The 16,459-nt window shown below is 39.5% G+C and carries 16 protein-coding genes; 8 read left to right on the top strand and 8 right to left on the bottom strand.

The window, feature by feature from the left end; genetic code table 11:
• Positions 1-7 precede the first annotated feature (7 nt).
• The 4 genes from SanaruYs_RS15460 to SanaruYs_RS15445 form a co-directional block, all read right to left on the bottom strand.
• Positions 8-538 carry a DUF4199 domain-containing protein gene (locus SanaruYs_RS15460; RefSeq protein ID WP_127123486.1) on the bottom strand — a complete coding sequence of 177 codons (531 nt, stop codon included), beginning with the start codon at positions 536-538 and terminating at the stop codon, positions 8-10.
• Positions 539-676: 138 nt separating this feature from the next.
• Entirely contained in the window at positions 677-1,102 is a 426-nt protein-coding gene (locus SanaruYs_RS20470) for a response regulator transcription factor (protein ID WP_127123485.1), read from the bottom strand.
• Positions 1,103-1,317: 215 nt separating this feature from the next.
• Positions 1,318-2,025, bottom strand: coding sequence for a hypothetical protein (locus SanaruYs_RS15450; RefSeq protein WP_127123484.1), 708 nt, complete (start codon positions 2,023-2,025; stop codon positions 1,318-1,320).
• A gap of 12 nt (positions 2,026-2,037) precedes the next feature.
• Positions 2,038-2,694, bottom strand: coding sequence for a hypothetical protein (locus SanaruYs_RS15445; RefSeq protein ID WP_127123483.1), 657 nt, complete (start codon positions 2,692-2,694; stop codon positions 2,038-2,040).
• A 342-nt stretch (positions 2,695-3,036) separates the two neighbouring features.
• Here SanaruYs_RS15445 and SanaruYs_RS15440 point away from each other — a divergent pair, with 342 nt between their 5' ends.
• The gene (locus tag SanaruYs_RS15440; protein WP_127123482.1) at positions 3,037-3,783 is read left to right on the top strand and encodes a hypothetical protein; all 747 of its coding nucleotides are present in this window, start codon (positions 3,037-3,039) and stop codon (positions 3,781-3,783) included.
• A 193-nt stretch (positions 3,784-3,976) separates the two neighbouring features.
• The gene (locus SanaruYs_RS15435; protein WP_127123481.1) at positions 3,977-4,837 is read left to right on the top strand and encodes a DUF808 domain-containing protein; all 861 of its coding nucleotides are present in this window, start codon (positions 3,977-3,979) and stop codon (positions 4,835-4,837) included.
• 197 nt (positions 4,838-5,034) lie between these two features.
• Here SanaruYs_RS15435 and SanaruYs_RS15430 read toward each other — a convergent pair whose 3' ends face one another.
• The 4 genes from SanaruYs_RS15430 to SanaruYs_RS15415 are packed head-to-tail and all read right to left on the bottom strand — an operon-like array spanning position 5,035 to position 10,475.
• A complete protein-coding gene (locus SanaruYs_RS15430) occupies positions 5,035-6,573 on the bottom strand; it encodes a YifB family Mg chelatase-like AAA ATPase (RefSeq protein ID WP_127123480.1) in 1,539 nt (512 codons plus the stop codon).
• 12 nt (positions 6,574-6,585) lie between these two features.
• Positions 6,586-6,909 carry a hypothetical protein gene (locus SanaruYs_RS15425; RefSeq protein WP_127123479.1) on the bottom strand — a complete coding sequence of 108 codons (324 nt, stop codon included), beginning with the start codon at positions 6,907-6,909 and terminating at the stop codon, positions 6,586-6,588.
• Positions 6,910-6,956: 47 nt separating this feature from the next.
• Positions 6,957-8,780 carry an ABC transporter ATP-binding protein gene (locus SanaruYs_RS15420; protein ID WP_127123478.1) on the bottom strand — a complete coding sequence of 608 codons (1,824 nt, stop codon included), beginning with the start codon at positions 8,778-8,780 and terminating at the stop codon, positions 6,957-6,959.
• 3 nt (positions 8,781-8,783) lie between these two features.
• Positions 8,784-10,475, bottom strand: a complete 1,692-nt coding sequence (locus SanaruYs_RS15415) for a hypothetical protein (protein ID WP_127123477.1) — start codon at positions 10,473-10,475, stop codon at positions 8,784-8,786.
• Between the two features lie 129 nt (positions 10,476-10,604).
• Here SanaruYs_RS15415 and SanaruYs_RS15410 point away from each other — a divergent pair, with 129 nt between their 5' ends.
• The 6 genes from SanaruYs_RS15410 (at position 10,605) to SanaruYs_RS15385 (ending at position 16,445) form a co-directional block, all read left to right on the top strand.
• A complete protein-coding gene (locus SanaruYs_RS15410; protein WP_127123476.1) occupies positions 10,605-10,850 on the top strand; it encodes a type B 50S ribosomal protein L31 in 246 nt (81 codons plus the stop codon).
• 292 nt (positions 10,851-11,142) lie between these two features.
• Complete coding sequence (locus SanaruYs_RS15405; protein ID WP_127123475.1) at positions 11,143-12,315, top strand: GlmU family protein; 1,173 nt, start codon at positions 11,143-11,145, stop codon at positions 12,313-12,315.
• 4 nt (positions 12,316-12,319) lie between these two features.
• A complete protein-coding gene (locus SanaruYs_RS15400; protein WP_127123474.1) occupies positions 12,320-13,447 on the top strand; it encodes a DNA polymerase III subunit in 1,128 nt (375 codons plus the stop codon).
• A 99-nt stretch (positions 13,448-13,546) separates the two neighbouring features.
• The gene (hemC, locus tag SanaruYs_RS15395; protein WP_127123473.1) at positions 13,547-14,473 is read left to right on the top strand and encodes a hydroxymethylbilane synthase; all 927 of its coding nucleotides are present in this window, start codon (positions 13,547-13,549) and stop codon (positions 14,471-14,473) included.
• Between the two features lie 156 nt (positions 14,474-14,629).
• On the top strand, positions 14,630-15,505 hold the full coding sequence (locus SanaruYs_RS15390) for a peptidylprolyl isomerase (protein WP_127123472.1): 876 nt from the start codon (positions 14,630-14,632) through the stop codon (positions 15,503-15,505).
• A gap of 118 nt (positions 15,506-15,623) precedes the next feature.
• Positions 15,624-16,445 (top strand): hypothetical protein, encoded by an 822-nt coding sequence (locus SanaruYs_RS15385; RefSeq protein WP_218022447.1) that lies wholly within the window; start codon positions 15,624-15,626, stop codon positions 16,443-16,445.
• Positions 16,446-16,459: the final 14 nt, after the last annotated feature.

Below are 16,459 nucleotides of genomic sequence, written 5' to 3'. Positions count from 1 at the left end.
TTAACAATTATGCGGGTAATACTTCTTTTTTTCTGAGCAAGCCTGCACTTATCAAGGTAATAATCAAACCTACCGGAAAAATCTCCATTAAGGTCATGCTAAATCGCATCAACGGGTTTTGATAAATTGTAGCCATGCTGTCCAGACTGGTTTTCATTTCGGTCAGCTCTGCTTCGCTGGCGCCTTCCTGCACCAGTTTATCCATCTGCGCTTTAGTATACCATGCTACAAAATCAGAACCAGCTGTGTTAAAATAGATTTCCCAGGTGGTGGCGTACATAAATGAGGCTATTACGGCTAGCAGAATTCCAATTTGAAAAGCCTTACCGAAAGTAATAACACCGTTTTGATGACGATCGCGGTAAGTTTTAACAGCCACAAAAATTAGGGATAAGGAAATGATCATGGTGCTGAAGCCGATCAGCATGCCATAATCCAGGGTGGTGTCGTTGGCTCTGAAAATGTATTGGGTTATTAGCAACATAAGAGAGACCAGAGCGCCTGCAATGAGTCCGTTGATTAAAATTATCTTTTTCATAAATTTTGTTTTATGCCTCAAACAAAGCGACAAAGGCTGTTTTATCCTTCACCCGAAAGGGTGATTGTCTATAAACTTACTGAAATCACCTGAAAGTTGGAGGAGGGCAATTCAAAATTTGAAATTTCAAATTTGAAATTATCGGATAAGGCTTAATGCTTTCGCCTTTTGTATTGCCTGGGTTCTGCGATTGACTTCAAGTTTGAGGAATAAATTAGAAGAATGTGTTTTAATGGTATTCAGCGATACAAATAGTTTATCGGCTATTTCCTGGTTCGATAAACCCTGGGCCATCAGTGTTAATACTTCAAGCTCTCTTTTGCTGATGCCCAGTCGGTTAAGTTCTATTTCATTAAAGGTGAATTCCGTTTGAACAACCACCTTCGTTTTTGTTCGCGTTAATTTTAGCCCAGTCCAGATGCCGACTGCAGTAAAAATAGTCGCCACTACCCCCAGGTAAAACTCGATGGTTAAGTCCTTCACCATGAAACTAAACTGCAGCCACTGCAACAGAAAAAGTAGAATGGCCAGGGCCAGGCTGTAGAGAAGGATGGTGCGTTTCATTAAGCACTAAAATTACGAGGGACTTAGAAGGAAGCAAGCATCTAAATTAGAAAGTTTATGAGGCGATTGGCTATTGCTTGGTATTCTTTATGGCACTATATCACCGAGACACGTGGCACAATATGAGCCGAAATGGGTGGCACAATGGCCACCCGTTTATCCACCAAGATGCTTGCTAAGAAGTCGCGATGCTTCTATCGATTCGTCAGTTCTCTTTATTTGTCTTGGTCTCTGCCTATTTTCTCCAGTTGTGAAAAAGTCATGTAAACATTCCGCTTGCCACTCAGAAAAAATGCTAGTGTAATTCCCACGTTCTTTAAAACGTTAATGATGTTATAAATACTCCAAAAGCCTTTCGCCTGATCGGCAGTGAGATTTGCGAAAACGAAATCCATGAAAATAAAAAGTATCATACTCACGAAGCAGTACAAACAGAGAGAAGATGTCAGGATAATGTTGCTAAATAAATGTTTGTCGAAGTAACGCTCGATTATCATGAACGGAATAAAACAAAAATATAAAATTGAATACGTCCCTAGTATAAATGAAGAGATCGACCATAGGTAGTTATTCGGAAACAGAAATCCCTTCACAACTCCAAGTACAACTAAAGAGACCAAGAAGATAACACTTCCAAAGTATAGAAATAATCTTGCCTTGTTTTGAAAAAGGATTTTATAGCAGAATACGCTTATCAATATAAACTCCACGACAGTGTAGAGATTTGTCAGAACACTTGAAGGCACATCATTGATAGACCAGAACCGTATCGTTAAATCTGAAATGAACGAGAAGGCCAATAGCGCAACTATTATCCTGTAATGTATTGACTGACGATTCCAACGCAGAAAGAAAACCACCAGCGGAACAAGCGTTGAAACCACAGACAGTATAAAGATATTATCGAATAATTGAGCGCTCATACGTTTGATTAATTATTCTTCGGCTGGCGGGCATACAGTAGGACAAACATATCCGCGATCAAATACACTTGCTTCTTGTTGGAGTTTTCCGTTTGATGTTGAACTTTCTTTCCATACATATAATAGCATTGGCAACTGTCCTTCTTCAGTTTCACCGGGCACTATATCAACTCTGCTCAGGCCATCTATCGCCCTGATCTCATCAAACAAATCAATTCCATAAAAATGTGACCACGGGCCACCGGGGTGCTGTTCTTTGTAATCCAAAACCCAATTCTTTGCCTGCGATGCATCAGTGAATTCGTTTGTAGCTGCATCCAGCACTGAACCATTGGTCCAGGATTGTAAATCAGATTTGACAGGTGTAATGAACAAGTGATGTTCTCCATTTGGACCTTGAGCATGATGAAGAATAACTCCGAGTTTGTTATCCACCTGATCAAGCAGAGCGTTCAATTTATCTGCAGTTACATTGAAATTTTGCTCACGACCGGATGTGTGACTCCTCTTCCGCTCAACCCAGCGCTCAGCTACTTCAGGAGAAATTAATCCGCCAACTGATTTTGTGAATATATTCTTATCTGTATCGATTTCATTCTTTTCAACACGCTCGTCACAATTTGAAAGAAATAAAATCAGTAAAACAAAAAGAAGAAATTGGTTTCTCATGCCGATTTAAAATTTAAATTGATTGACAAGGTGGTATTTGCTTCGCTTAATTGTTGTGTTTTAAAGCTCTATTTGTATCGGAATAAGTCTAGAACCCCGTCCAGATACACTGCAGTAAAAATAACGGCCACCACCCCAGGTAAAACTAAGTGGTTAAGTCTTTAACCATAAAACTAAACTGCAGCCACTGCAACAGGAATTAAAATGGCCAAGGCTAGGCTGTAGAGAAGGATGGTGCGTTTCATAAATATGAGCAAGTTACAGATAGCTATTTAATGATTAACGATCGAAGCATTCATAAAAAAGTATAAATTCGTAAAGAAAAAAAACTCGGTGCAGAATATGTCAACTAAAAAAGCAGTAATTCTAACAATAATCATAGTCGTGGGATTATGGTTGCTAACACCTTTCATTCTTAACCAAATTCTTTCAAACTCCAAAGATATTGGAGCTGATCGGGGCCAATTTGGTGATATGTATGGATTTGTTACATCATTATTCTCTGGAATAACAATAATTGGTCTTGTCTATACAATCATACAACAGCGAGAAGATATTAGAATAGCTAGGATGGCCTTAACAAAACAGGAAGAGGAGCTAAAGCTAACTAGGAATGAATTCAAGCTCCAGAATAAAACTTTAAAATATCAGAGATTTGACAATACCTTTTTCAACTTACTAAATTTGAATTTGGAAATTGCCGCAGAAATTAAACCTACAACAACACAATACTTGATTAATGGATGTGTGGAGATTTTAAATCGAGATAGTTCCACTACGTTGGAAAACGAGTACTCAAAACTTAGTTCAGGAAAAAGGAGCAGTGCCGACCCCTTTGCATCGAGCATGTTTCAATTCATTAAGTGGATTTGTGAAGAGAAAAGAAACGAAGGTAGAAAAAAATATCTTCAGTTTGCATTTTCGCAGCTCAATCCTGATGAAAGGATCTTTCTGTTCTACTATTTTACACTATACAAATTACACCCTAACCTTGAAGATTTTAGGAGTTATCTTCTTGAGGGAATTGAACGAACATCGAATTTGACAAAAGCGATAGATTTATCGAAAAGAATATTTCAAGAAAACTAAATATCTGCGCTTTACCTTTAGTCGTGTTCGCACTGATTCATTTTAGCAGCTGCTCCTTTCGCTCGGTGCCAAATCCCCAATCGTCTTTATTGAGTTCATAAATTCTGTAAGATGCATGCCTGTACTCTTCCAAAGCGTTTATCTATTTAACTTTTAACCTATTTTTGCCCGGATTTTGTTTTAAGTAATAAATATGGCCTCTGGTATTTTTGCAATTTTAGATGACGTAGCTGCTTTAATGGATGATGTAGCTGTTGCCAGTAAAATTGCCACGCGCAAAACGGCCGGCATTTTGGGTGACGATCTGGCTGTTAACGCAGAAAAAGCTACAGGCTTTCTAGCTAAGCGAGAGTTGCCTGTGCTTTGGGCGATTACCAAAGGATCATTTATTAACAAGCTCATCATTGTTCCCGTTGCCTTGCTTCTGACGGCATTCTTTCCTGTAGTCATAAAAATCATTTTGGTATTAGGCGGGCTCTATCTCGCGTTTGAGGGAGTCGAGAAGATTATAGAATTTCTTTTTCATCGCTCCAAAAAAGGTCATCAGGTAGTTGAGCGGGCAAAAGATGACAACCGTGATGCAGAGAAAGCTAAAGTAAAATCTGCCATCACCACCGACTTCATTCTTTCCGTAGAAATAGTAATCATCGCGCTGGGCACAGTGCTCGAAGAAAAACTTGTCATTCAAATTATCACGGTTTCTGTAGTGGCCATTCTCGCAACCGTTGGTGTCTATGGTTTAGTCGCGCTGATCATAAGGATGGACGACATGGGCTTCAGGCTCATTAAGCGATCGGAAGGCAAGGGCGTATTTTTCATGTTCGGCAATGTGTTAGTGAAGTCACTGCCGTGGGTAATCAAATCGCTTAACGTTGTGGGCACTATTGCGCTACTGCTTGTTTCCGGTGGAATTTTCGTTCATAGCTTTGTTTATTTACATCACAGTTTCCCACAGGTGCCGTTGATGCTTAAAGAATTTATAATAGGTTTAGTAGTAGGACTCATCACGGTTGGAGTCATTAGTGGTGTAAAAAAAATATTCTCGCGAAAGTGATCGTTTGTCTTTGCGTAGTATTCTCAAGGTATAAGGGTAATCAGATAACCTCAGCGTCCTCTGCCTTGCACTCGCCAATGCAAGAGAGACACTGAGGAGAAACGAATAGACTAAAGCATAATTCTTAATAGTTTAGCAGCTTGACTTGGTGTATACGCATACTAGCATTGTCAATTGTCAATTACATAATTGTCAACTTAACCCGCCCAACCTTCTCTATCCAAACTTCTGTACTGAATGGCTTCTGCCAAATGTTCTGTCTTAATATTTTCAGCGCCTGCAAGATCTGCAATGGTGCGCGATACTTTTAAAATGCGATCGTAAGCGCGTGCACTTAATCCTAAACGCTCCATGGCTGTCTTCAGTAATGTGCGGCCTGCTTCATTAATCTCGCAAACTTCTTTTACCATGTTAGAATGCATCATGGCATTGGAATATACGTCTGTCTGTTTTTCAAAACGTTTACTTTGTATTTCGCGTGCTTTAATTACACGTTCACGAATTTCACTGCTGCTTTCCGCTTTTCTGCGCGCTGTCATTTCATCAAAACCAACTGGCACTACTTCTACATGCAAATCAATTCGATCTAGCAAAGGTCCACTGATTTTACTTAAGTAACGCTGCACAATGCCGGGGCCACACACACATTCTTTTTCAGGATGGTTGTAGTAGCCACACGGACAAGGATTCATACTAGCGACTAACATGAAGTTAGCAGGATAATCGAGGGATATTTTAGCACGCGAAATGGTAACGCGTCTTTCCTCCATCGGTTGACGCATTACTTCTAACACCGTGCGCTTAAACTCAGGCAACTCGTCTAAAAACAAAACACCATTATGTGCCAAAGATATTTCACCAGGCTGCGGATTGCCTCCGCCCCCAACAAGCGCCACATCAGAAATAGTGTGGTGCGGACTCCTGAAAGGTCTTGTGGTCATTAAGGATGCATCCCGACCGAGACGGCCAGCAACAGAATGTATTTTAGTTGTTTCGAGTGCTTCATGTAAAGAAAGCGGTGGTAAAATACTTGAGATGCGTTTTGCTAACATGGTTTTACCTGCACCGGGCGGGCCAATCATAATCACGTTATGCCCACCAGCCGCAGCAATCTCCATGGCACGTTTTATATTTTCCTGACCTTGCACATCTTTAAAGTCAGCATTGTAGTTGTTGAGTTCAGCGTTAAATATTTCGCGTGTATCAACTACAAGTGGTGTAATTTGTACGCGATCCTCAAAAAAATCGATCGCCTCTTCTAATGTTGAAACTGGTAGTACATCAATACTATTAACAATGGCTGCTTCGCGTGCATTGTCTTTAGGCAGCATAATTCCTTTGAAGCCTTCTTTTCTGGCTTGTATAGCAATGGGCAAAACGCCTTTGATTGGGCGAAGGGTACCATCTAAAGCCAACTCACCCATTACCATGTATTGCTCGAGCTTCTCTGTTACAATTTGCCCGGATGCTTTTAACACACATAACGCAATAGGTAGATCGTATGCTGATCCTTCTTTTCTTAAATCAGCGGGCGCAAGGTTTACGACAGTTTTTTGTCGTGGCATGTAATAGCCAAAAGTTTTTACAGAAGATTCAACACGGTGTTCACTTTCTTTTACAGCACCATCTGGCAGGCCGCTCATCCAAAACTTGGCGCCTTGACCTACATTTACTTCTACGGTAATGGTACGGGCATCCACTCCTTGTACTGCACTTCCGAATGTTTTCGCCAACATGGGCTAAAAAAATTATTTTTCTGCTTCTTTCTGGGCAACTATTGCTGCTTGCTTTTTTGCTGCTTCTTGCAAATCGAACAATTTTGCTTTCAGCATATTGAGCTCTTGGGTGAGAGCTGCATTTTCTTTTGAGGCATTTCTATTCGCTATGAAGGACCAACCAGCATCAGCCAATAACATGAGCAACCCTGCAAAGGTTACCCATTTAAACATAGGCACGTAACTTACCATTTTAAATAACAAGCCTGTGTCATTATTTAACATAACAGTAAAAATGAAGGCACCTAAATGAAAAGTGCCAAAGGCTATGTAAAAGATAATACGATTGCGATTCATGATCTTCGTTTTCGGTTATAAGGACACTGGAAAGTTAAAGAAAAATGTCAGACTTTCTGAATTTCTGTGAGTTTACGGTATAAGCCACTATTCGCAATCAGCTCTTCGTGTCTACCCCTCTCCACAATTTCCCCGTTTTGTACCACCAAAATTTCATCCGCATGCTGGATAGTGCTAAGCCGATGGGCAATCACAATAGATGTTCTGTTCTTCATTAGTTTAGTGAGAGCGTCCTGTACCAGTCGTTCCGATTCAGAATCTAAAGCCGAGGTTGCCTCATCTAAAATTAAAATGGGTGGGTTTTTAAGCACTGCACGTGCAATGCTCAACCGTTGACGCTGTCCACCCGACAACTTACTACCTCTTTCGCCAATGGTTGTTTGATAACCCTGCTCTGTTTGCATAATAAAGTCATGTGCATTGGCAACCTTAGCAGCATTCATAACATCTTCCTCACGTATATTATCTATACCAAAGGCAATGTTGTTAAAAATAGTGTCATTAAAGAGAATAGACTCCTGTGTGACTACTCCCATTACACTTCTTAGCGATTCTAGCTCATAATCTTTAAGAGAAAGTCCATCAACAAACACATCACCCTTTAATGGATCGTAAAAGCGAGGTACTAAATCGGCCAAAGTAGACTTACCACCACCCGATGGCCCCACCAGTGCCAATGTTGTACCCTTTTTAACAGAGAGGTTAATATTTCTAAGTACAGTGTTGTCGTTATAAGCAAAGCTTACATCTCTAAATTCAATCTTGTCTTCGAATGATTTAAGTATGGTAGCATCGGGTTTACTTTTAATAGCAGATTCGGTGTCGATTATTTCAAAAATGCGACTTGCTGAAACCGTTCCTTTTTGAACTGAAGTAATGCCGTTGGAGAAATTTTTAGCTGGCTGTATCATGGAAGCATAGATGGCCAGAAAAGCCATGAACTGTGAAGCCTCGAGTTCAGGAGTATTACTTAACACAAGATTACCGCCATAGTAAACAATAATGGCTACGACTATCACCCCTAATATTTCAGAAACAGGTGAGGCCAATTCATTTTTACGAGATAGGGATAAGTTTACCTTACGGTGATAGGAAGTTTCATTATCAATTCTGTTAAGCACAAATTTTTTGGCATTGAAAGCGTTGATCACACGCATGCCACTAAATGTCTCATCTAGAATATTTCCAATTCTACCTAGCGACTCCTGACTTTGTGTTGCTCTTCTTTTTAACTGTTTAACAATACCGCCAATAACAATGGCAATAATTGGCAGTACTAAAAGTGTGAATAACGTAAGTTGAAATGAAATGGTAAATAATACACCTAAAGAAACCAGGATGGTGATCGGCTCTTTCATGACAGATTTAAGACTGTTCACCACTGAACTTTCAACTTCACCTACATCGTTGGTAAAACGCGAAATCAAATCGCCCTTACGTTGATCGTTAAAGAAGCCGATATGAAGCTGCATTACTTTTCCGAAAATATGCATACGCAAATTTTTGGTTATGTCTACTCTTAGTTTTGAGGCTGTCATTCGCTCCCCATAACGGAAGAGGTTGGCCAGAATAACTGTAACTACAATAGAGGAACAAACAAAAAGTAATGCCTCCACTTTACCATATTCCAAAACCACTTTTGTAAAATAATAGTTGAAGGTAGCAGTGAAATACTTAATCGATATTTCGAACTCAGGGAGTGCGGGTATCAGCGTTTGGTCTGTCGTGTTAAATAACACATCAAGCATGGGGATAACCAACGTAAGGTTAAGTACTCCAAAAACAGTTCCTAAAAGAGAAAAAACAAAAAACTGCACCAGGCGTGAAACAAGTTTAGGTGCGTAACTAAAAATGCGGAGATAAACTTTCATTTGTTAAAATTCGTAATGACGCTGCGCGATATTCCAACGCAGGCTTAATGTAGTAATAGTGCTGTTATTTTGATAAAGTGGATCAGGGCTCTTACTGTCACGTGTAATAAGCATAGCATCAACAAAGAGATTGTGTTTTAACATCCAACTTCCTGTAAAGCTTCCATAGATGATTTCTTGTTCTATACCCTGACCAATACTATTGTTAAAGTCTTGTTGTCTTGTACTATTGTTTTTTAAAATATTACCACCCCAGTTTTCATTTACACCATCACGACCAGTTTTTATCATAATCACTTTAGCCGTAAATGTTAATTTAGGTAGAGGCTGATAACGGATTATTCCTAACATCTCTTGAAAATTGGCACCTAGTGGGTGTGTAATGGATTGATTAAAGTGTGAGTAACTTCCATATTTGGTATAGTGCGAGAAAGTAAAGGGTCTCACCACATTCAATTCACCTTGTATATCGAGGTTAGAGACGCCAAAAGCATCTATATATTTTAACCCAGCTTGCGCAGCAAATTTATTGGCCCACCAGCCGTTACGTTGTCTAATATTGTCGAGTAAGAATTCATCAAGTGTAAGCTGACCATAGAGCTGTACTTTTTTAATAGCATTCCATTTAAAATCGGCTCCCAATAATACGTTATCACGACTTCCGGTTTGATGCTCAATGGCTCTATAAAAAATGATAGGATTCGCATAGGCAAAATCAAACTTACCCTGATTTAATGAGTCGGCCCCAAATACTACTGATTCGAAAACACCAATGTTTAATTTCTTCCCAACATTAATACTGAAATGATGTAATGCCACAAATTTTTCAGGATAGCCTGCATTACCAAAAGAACCACCCGCGTTACCTCGTGGCTCAGCTGTATATCTGTTGATGAGAAAGAGATAATTGAATTTCCAGACTTTTACATTCCCTTTAAAGAACAAACCTGGTGGCGCATAGTCGGAGAGTATTAAGGAACGATGGCCGTTACCTATAAAAAAACGATCGTGCCCAAATTGTAGGTTAATGTGTTTCGTGGCCTCAAAAGTGATATACCCTCTGGCTTGTAAAAAATCTATACCTGGTCCTTCTTTATATCTTTTCCAAAACCCTTCATGCGGGATTACGCCAGTTCTTGTTCGCTCGTCATTAATATAAGACGGCATGATCATCTGATTTTCTGTCAAATAGGTATAGAACCCCACTTTACCATCCACCATGCCCCTCACTTCGACACCTCTTGTATTGATGAGGAGTTGGTCATCGCTCAAGCGTGAGTCCATTCCAGCCCCTAAGTACAAAATGGGGTTAATATGAACATCGAAATCTTCAGTATGATGGCTGTAAAAATCGGCCTTCTTTTTATAAAAGTGCTTTAAAACCGGTTTCTCACTATCGGCATCCTCAGCCTGGCTCCATTCCCAGTTGTCGTTTCGGATATAGCTGGTATTGAATTGATCGCTTTTTGAGGTTGAATATCCATCAGCATTTATAGAATCTATAAAAGTGACTACATCTGAGCGTTTGTACTGCTTAATACCCGTAAAAATTTGGGGGTAGATTTTACCTGACTTTATTTCGTAGCGGTCTATACGCTGGTAGTAGTCTTCATTTAAGGGTATGAAGCTACTTTGAGCAAGTACACAACCTGAAAAATGGAGGAAAAGCCATAAAAACGCTGAGTTTCTTATCATAAAAACATAAAATTAAGGCTTTCAATACTCTTTTTGGTGTTTTTCATGATTTATTAAAAAGCCATGCTTGTATTTTGCAACGCTAGTCCTATCTTTGCAGTCCCTTTTGAGAAAAACATCAATTTTGATATGAAAAACGACATTCATCCGGAATATAACGAAGTTGTTTTCCACGACATGGCAAGCGATTTTAAATTTTTAACTCGCTCTACCCTTAAGTCTAAGGAAACTGTAAAGTGGGAGGACGGCAAAGAATACCCTGTAATTAAAGTCGAGGTGAGCTCTGCTTCACATCCTTTCTACACTGGTAAGAAATTGTTCGTGGATACCGCTGGTCGCGTTGAAAAATTCAAGAACAAGTACAAAAAAGCATAATTACTTCTTCTAATTATTTTGCTAAAAATCCTTCCTTGTCACTGGGGAAGGATTTTTTCATTTATTACTGCACCAAAGAAATCAGCTATTTCACGCGTATCACTGGAGTCACGCTTCGAATTTGAAAATATTGCCAAAGAATTGCAATCCGTCAGACCGCTGAAAGCTGAAGTAAACAGCGGTCAGACGGATTCATATAAAGAAAAAAGGTTTTCTGAAAAGCTTTTCACTTATTTGGCAATCAACTCTTCTAATTACGCTGAAATTACCAATAAGCACTTATTTTTACTCCATGAATCTTGTACTGTTTGACGATCCAATCATTCGCATCAACCTGTTACCTTTCACTTTTACACGGCCTGTGGCAGACATCCGAATAGGCATCATCACTATTCGTGAAAAATGGGAGCAATACTTTGGTGGCAAGAGCTCGAGCTTAACTGAAAATTACCTTCAACCTAAATTTACTGCACTCGCCACCAACGATAACCTCATGATTAATGGGGCGCTGTGCCCTGATGAAAATTTAGTTAAGGCCATAAAGAAATTAACAATCGGCCAAAACCTTGTTAGTGGAGCTGTGGTGTTGGCTTCTCGTAGTAAAACACTTGATCTACCTTCAGCTACTCAAAATATAATTTACGATAGCACCTACACACTGATTGATCAGCCCTGGAAAATCTTTCAACATAATGCCTCAGAGCTTAAAAAAGATTTTGTGCTGATCACTGAAGGAAGAGAATCGATTGGTATACAAGACAAGCACACCATTGTATATGGTGCCGAAAATATTTTTGTAGAGGATGGTGCAGACATTAAAGCCGCTGTACTCAATGCAGAAAGTGGCCCAATCTACATAGGAAAAAATGCTGTTGTGCAGGAGGGCTCACTCATTAAAGGTTCTTTCGCTTTGTGCGAAGGATCAACTGTTAATATGGGTGCTAAAATGCGAGGCGATTCCACCATAGGTCCTCATTGCAAAGTAGGTGGTGAAATCAGTAATAGTGTTTTGTTTGGTTTTAGTAACAAAGGACATGATGGTTTCCTTGGCAACTCGGTGTTAGGTGAATGGTGTAATCTTGGTGCCGATACCAATACATCTAACTTAAAAAATAATTATGATCAGGTGAAGTTATGGAGTTATACCAAACGCAGCTTTGTTAATACCGGTCAGCAGTTTTGTGGTTTAATGATGGGCGACCATAGTAAATGTGGTATTAATACCATGTTTAATACCGGCACTGTTGTTGGTGTTTCTGCTAATATTTTTGGTGATGGCTATCCACGCAATTTCGTACCCTCTTTTTCTTGGGGTGGTGCTTCCGGTTTTATTCCCTATCAGCTTAATAAAGCATTTGAAACCGCTGAACGCGTAATGAGTCGCAGACATATAGAACTTACTCAACTTGACAAAGACATATTGAAACATATCTTTGATTCAACCGAAGAATTAAAGAAAGCCTGACGCTATGCTCTTCTCTCAAATACCCGGACTAACAGAAGTAAAAAAAGTTTTACTGCAAGCTGTGCAGAACAATCACGTAGCACATGCACAACTTTTTTTAGGTGCCGAAGGCGCCTTGAATTTACCGCTGGCACTGGCATACACCACTTACTTGCATTGTCAAAATCCTGGTGAAGATGATGCCTGTGGTGTTTGTGCTGCCTGTAGTAAAAACCTGAAGTTTATTCATCCAGACACCCACTTTGTTTTTCCCATAGGGAATATTAAAGGAAGTAAAGACGAGGAGACTTTTAAAATTGAAAAGTTAAAAACCTGGAGAAGTTTTTTGCTGCAACAACCATTCGGAAATGTAGAAGACTGGGCCAACTTCTATGGTGGTGAGGATAAGCAAGCGAATATTTCAAAAGAAGAAAGTCGTGAGATTGTAAAAGCACTTTCACTAAAACCTTTTGAAAGTAAAAATAAAGTGATGATTATCTGGCAGCCTGAATACATGCACCCTTCAGCAGCCAATGGTATCCTTAAAATATTAGAAGAACCTACACCCAATACTTACTTCATACTGATTACAAACGCAGGCGATCGTTTATTGCCCACTATTTTATCACGTACACAACTCATTACAGTTCCTCTCCTAAGTGATACAGAATTAGAGCAGTATCTGATGGAACATATGGAGGTGGACGAGAAGCGGGCGGGTAAAGCAGCACAACTAGCCGATGGAAATCTGAATCTCTCCTTTAAAATACTATCAAAAGAAGAAGACAATAACACGCAACGTTTTATTGAATGGATGCGCACTTGCTTTAAGAAAGATTATATCGCTTTGGTAGGCATGGCTGATGAATACCATAACCTGGATAAACTGAGTCAGCGGAGTATGCTCTCTTATAGCATGAACATGCTTAGAGAAACACTACTGCATATATCAGGAGCCAATGCTATTAACCGAACCCGTGGCGAGGAATTGCAGTTTGTTCAAAACTTTGGAAAAGTACTTAACTGGCAAAAAATAGAAACGTCAGTTAAATTGATGAGCGAGGCTACTTACCATTTAGAAAGAAACGGCAGTGCCAAAATGATTTTCCTGGACCTTTCTGTTAACTTGTCTAAAACACTAACTAATAATTAGATGATTCGTTGATGTGCTGATTCGTTGATTCTCATTATTCAATCAGCACATGAGCAAATCAACATATCAGCACATCAGTTCATTTTCAAATCATATATTATGACCATACGCATAGGTACCCGTGGTAGTAAGCTGGCTCTTTGGCAAGCAGAACACATTGCACAATTACTGCGCCCATCCGGCATGAAAACCGAAATTGTTACCATCGACACTAAAGGTGATAAAATCCTGGATGTGACGATTGGTAAGATTGGTAGCAAGGGTGTGTTCACTGAAGAAATTGAAGCCAAGCTATTGGATGGTAGTATCGACATTGCCGTTCACAGCGCCAAAGATCTGTCAAGTGAATTGCCTGAAGAATTAGAGCTGATTGCTTTTACCGAAAGAGAGCAGGTCAATGATGTGATGGTTAGCACTAACAAACATTTAGATCTATTTAAAGTAGGTCTGCGCATTGGTACAGCCTCCACACGCAGGGTTGCTTTTTTAAAGCACTACTATCCAAACATTGAAGCAGTAACCGTACGAGGTAATTTGCAGACACGTATCGAGAAAATGAAAGCAGGTGAATGCGATGCCTTAATGCTGGCTTACGCTGGTGTGCATCGCCTGGGATATGACAATCTGATTGCTGATAAAATTGAGACTAGCTATTTTGTTCCTGCTGTTGGTCAGGGCACTATTGCTGTTGAGTGCCATAAAAAACTTGATTTCAAAAAGAAAGATGCCGTACAACGCTACATCAATCACCCTGATACAGAAGATTGTATGAGAGCAGAACGCTCTTTTTTAAAAACTTTACAAGGCGGCTGCAGCATACCTTCCTTTGGTTATGCCCATTATGAAGGAAATTTGATTACACTAAAAGCTGGCATTATTTCGTTAGATGGTAAGCGTGTAGTAAAGGTAAAAGACGCTGCTCCTGCTATTGATGCTAAGGAGCTGGGTAAACGCGTTGCGTTGGAAGTGTTAGCAGAAGGCGGCCAGGAGATTTTGAATAAAATCAGATTAAGCATGCAAGCATAAGATAGTATCGATGTTGTTAATTTAAGCTCCATTAGAGTTCTTCTAAGTAGAGGGAAGGATGCGTCTGCCTGCAATAAGTCATTTTGAAAGGCAGGGGGATAAAAAAGAAAGCTTATGTAAACAACTCTGAGTTAAGTCTTTGAATTTTAAATTTATATGAATCGTGTAACTTTTTTCTCCCTGTTTTTATCATTTGCTTTTTTATTAGGATGTGCTCAGTCAAAAAAAACAGATTATGTTGTGACTATTAAAACCAATTATGGTGATATGGTTGCTATTCTATATGACGAGACTCCCAAGCACAAAGAGAATTTTATCAAACTTGCTAAAGAAAAGTATTTCGACAGTTTATTATTTCATCGTGTAATCCCTAATTTTATGATTCAGGGCGGTGATCCTAATTCGAAAAAAGCCAATGCAGGGCAACCTATAGGTACGGGTAGTCCAGGCTATACCTTGCCCGCAGAGTTTGTTCCTTCCTTGTTTCATGAAAAAGGATCACTGTCAGCAGCGCGTCAAGAGGATAAGCAGAATCCGAAACGTGCCTCTAATGGCTCACAATTTTATATAGTTCATGGTCAAGTCTGGAAAGAAAGCGACTTACTGATTGACCAGGAGAAACTGGGCATGGGTATACGACAGCTAATTTCAAAACCAGAGAACAAGCCTTTGTACGATTCTTTAGTTCAATTATACCAGACCGATCAGAATGCATATCAGGCATGCATCAATGCACTGGCTCCTCGAATTGAAAAAGAAACTGGTCTTAAATTAAATAAGCCAATGGCTTCTGAGCGGTTGAAAGCATATACTACAACCGGAGGATCACCTCATTTGGATGATGAGTATACTGTATTTGGAAAAGTAATTAAAGGATTGGAAGTAATTGATAAGATAGCCGCCTTAGAACGCAATCGTGCTAATAGACCAAAAGAAGACGTCCGTATGTTTGTTACTGTTGAGGAATTATCGAAGAAGAAAATCACCAAGCTATACGGATACGAATATCCTAAAGAGGAAAAAAAGAAGTAAGAAAGCACAACATACAGATCACTTAATATTTATGCATAAAATCGTAGGAAAGTTCGCTGTGCTGCTAATTATATTAGGGTGCTGTTTCGCTGTACAAGGTCAGCAGGCCTTGATTACAATGAAAGATAGTGCCCGTGTATCTACAGAAATTAAAACCATCAGCGATAACTTACTTATTGTTAAAGAAGGTGCGCTCTCACTTAATCTTATTGCTGTCGTCCAATTTCAAACGCAGGATAAAAAAGTTGTGGATCTTGCATTAATCGAAAATTTATTAAAAGAAAATATTGTAGTCTACATAGGGCAGGAAAAGTTTGTTAAGGAAAAAGAGGCAATCTCTACACCTGACACCACGCGACAAAGCATCACTCAAGTGGTAAATCCTGCATTGGTTAATAAACCGTTAGAACCAACTATTCAAAAAAGTGAAGCTGAGTCGGAAGAAGATGGTACAATTACAGAAGATTATAATGAAATAAATGATGTGAGTTTACATTTAGGACTGGGTCTCGGCCTTGATTATGGTGGAGTTGGTGGTCGATTGACTTTTATTCCGGGTGATGCAGAGAAGACTTCGGTAGGAATTTTTGTTGCCGCTGGCTATGCCTTAAACGGCCTTGGTTTTAATGCAGGCCTAAATCTGCGTTTAGGTCAACAAAGATTGGTGCCGACAATTTCCGCTATGTATGGTTACAATGGTGTTATAAAAGTGATTGGTGCATCACAATATGACAAAACATATTATGGGCCATCAGTTGCGGTTGGTTTTGAGAATAAAACAAGAAACAGTGATGATAATTATATTCATCTTGAGTTAGTCATTCCTTTTCGATCTGCTTCATTTCAAAATGATATAAAGGCCTTGCAAAACAATCCTGGCATTGACATCTCTGCCCCTTCTCCAGTCCTAGTTAGCATCGGATATCATTTTAAGATTTAAAAGATACGCTGAAT

Origin of the sequence: Chryseotalea sanaruensis, from assembly GCF_003990915.1 — a bacterium.
Taxonomy (GTDB): domain Bacteria; phylum Bacteroidota; class Bacteroidia; order Cytophagales; family Cyclobacteriaceae; genus Chryseotalea; species Chryseotalea sanaruensis.
The sequence above is the reverse complement of the archived record's forward strand: the minus strand, read 5'-3'. Positions and strand labels throughout refer to the sequence as shown.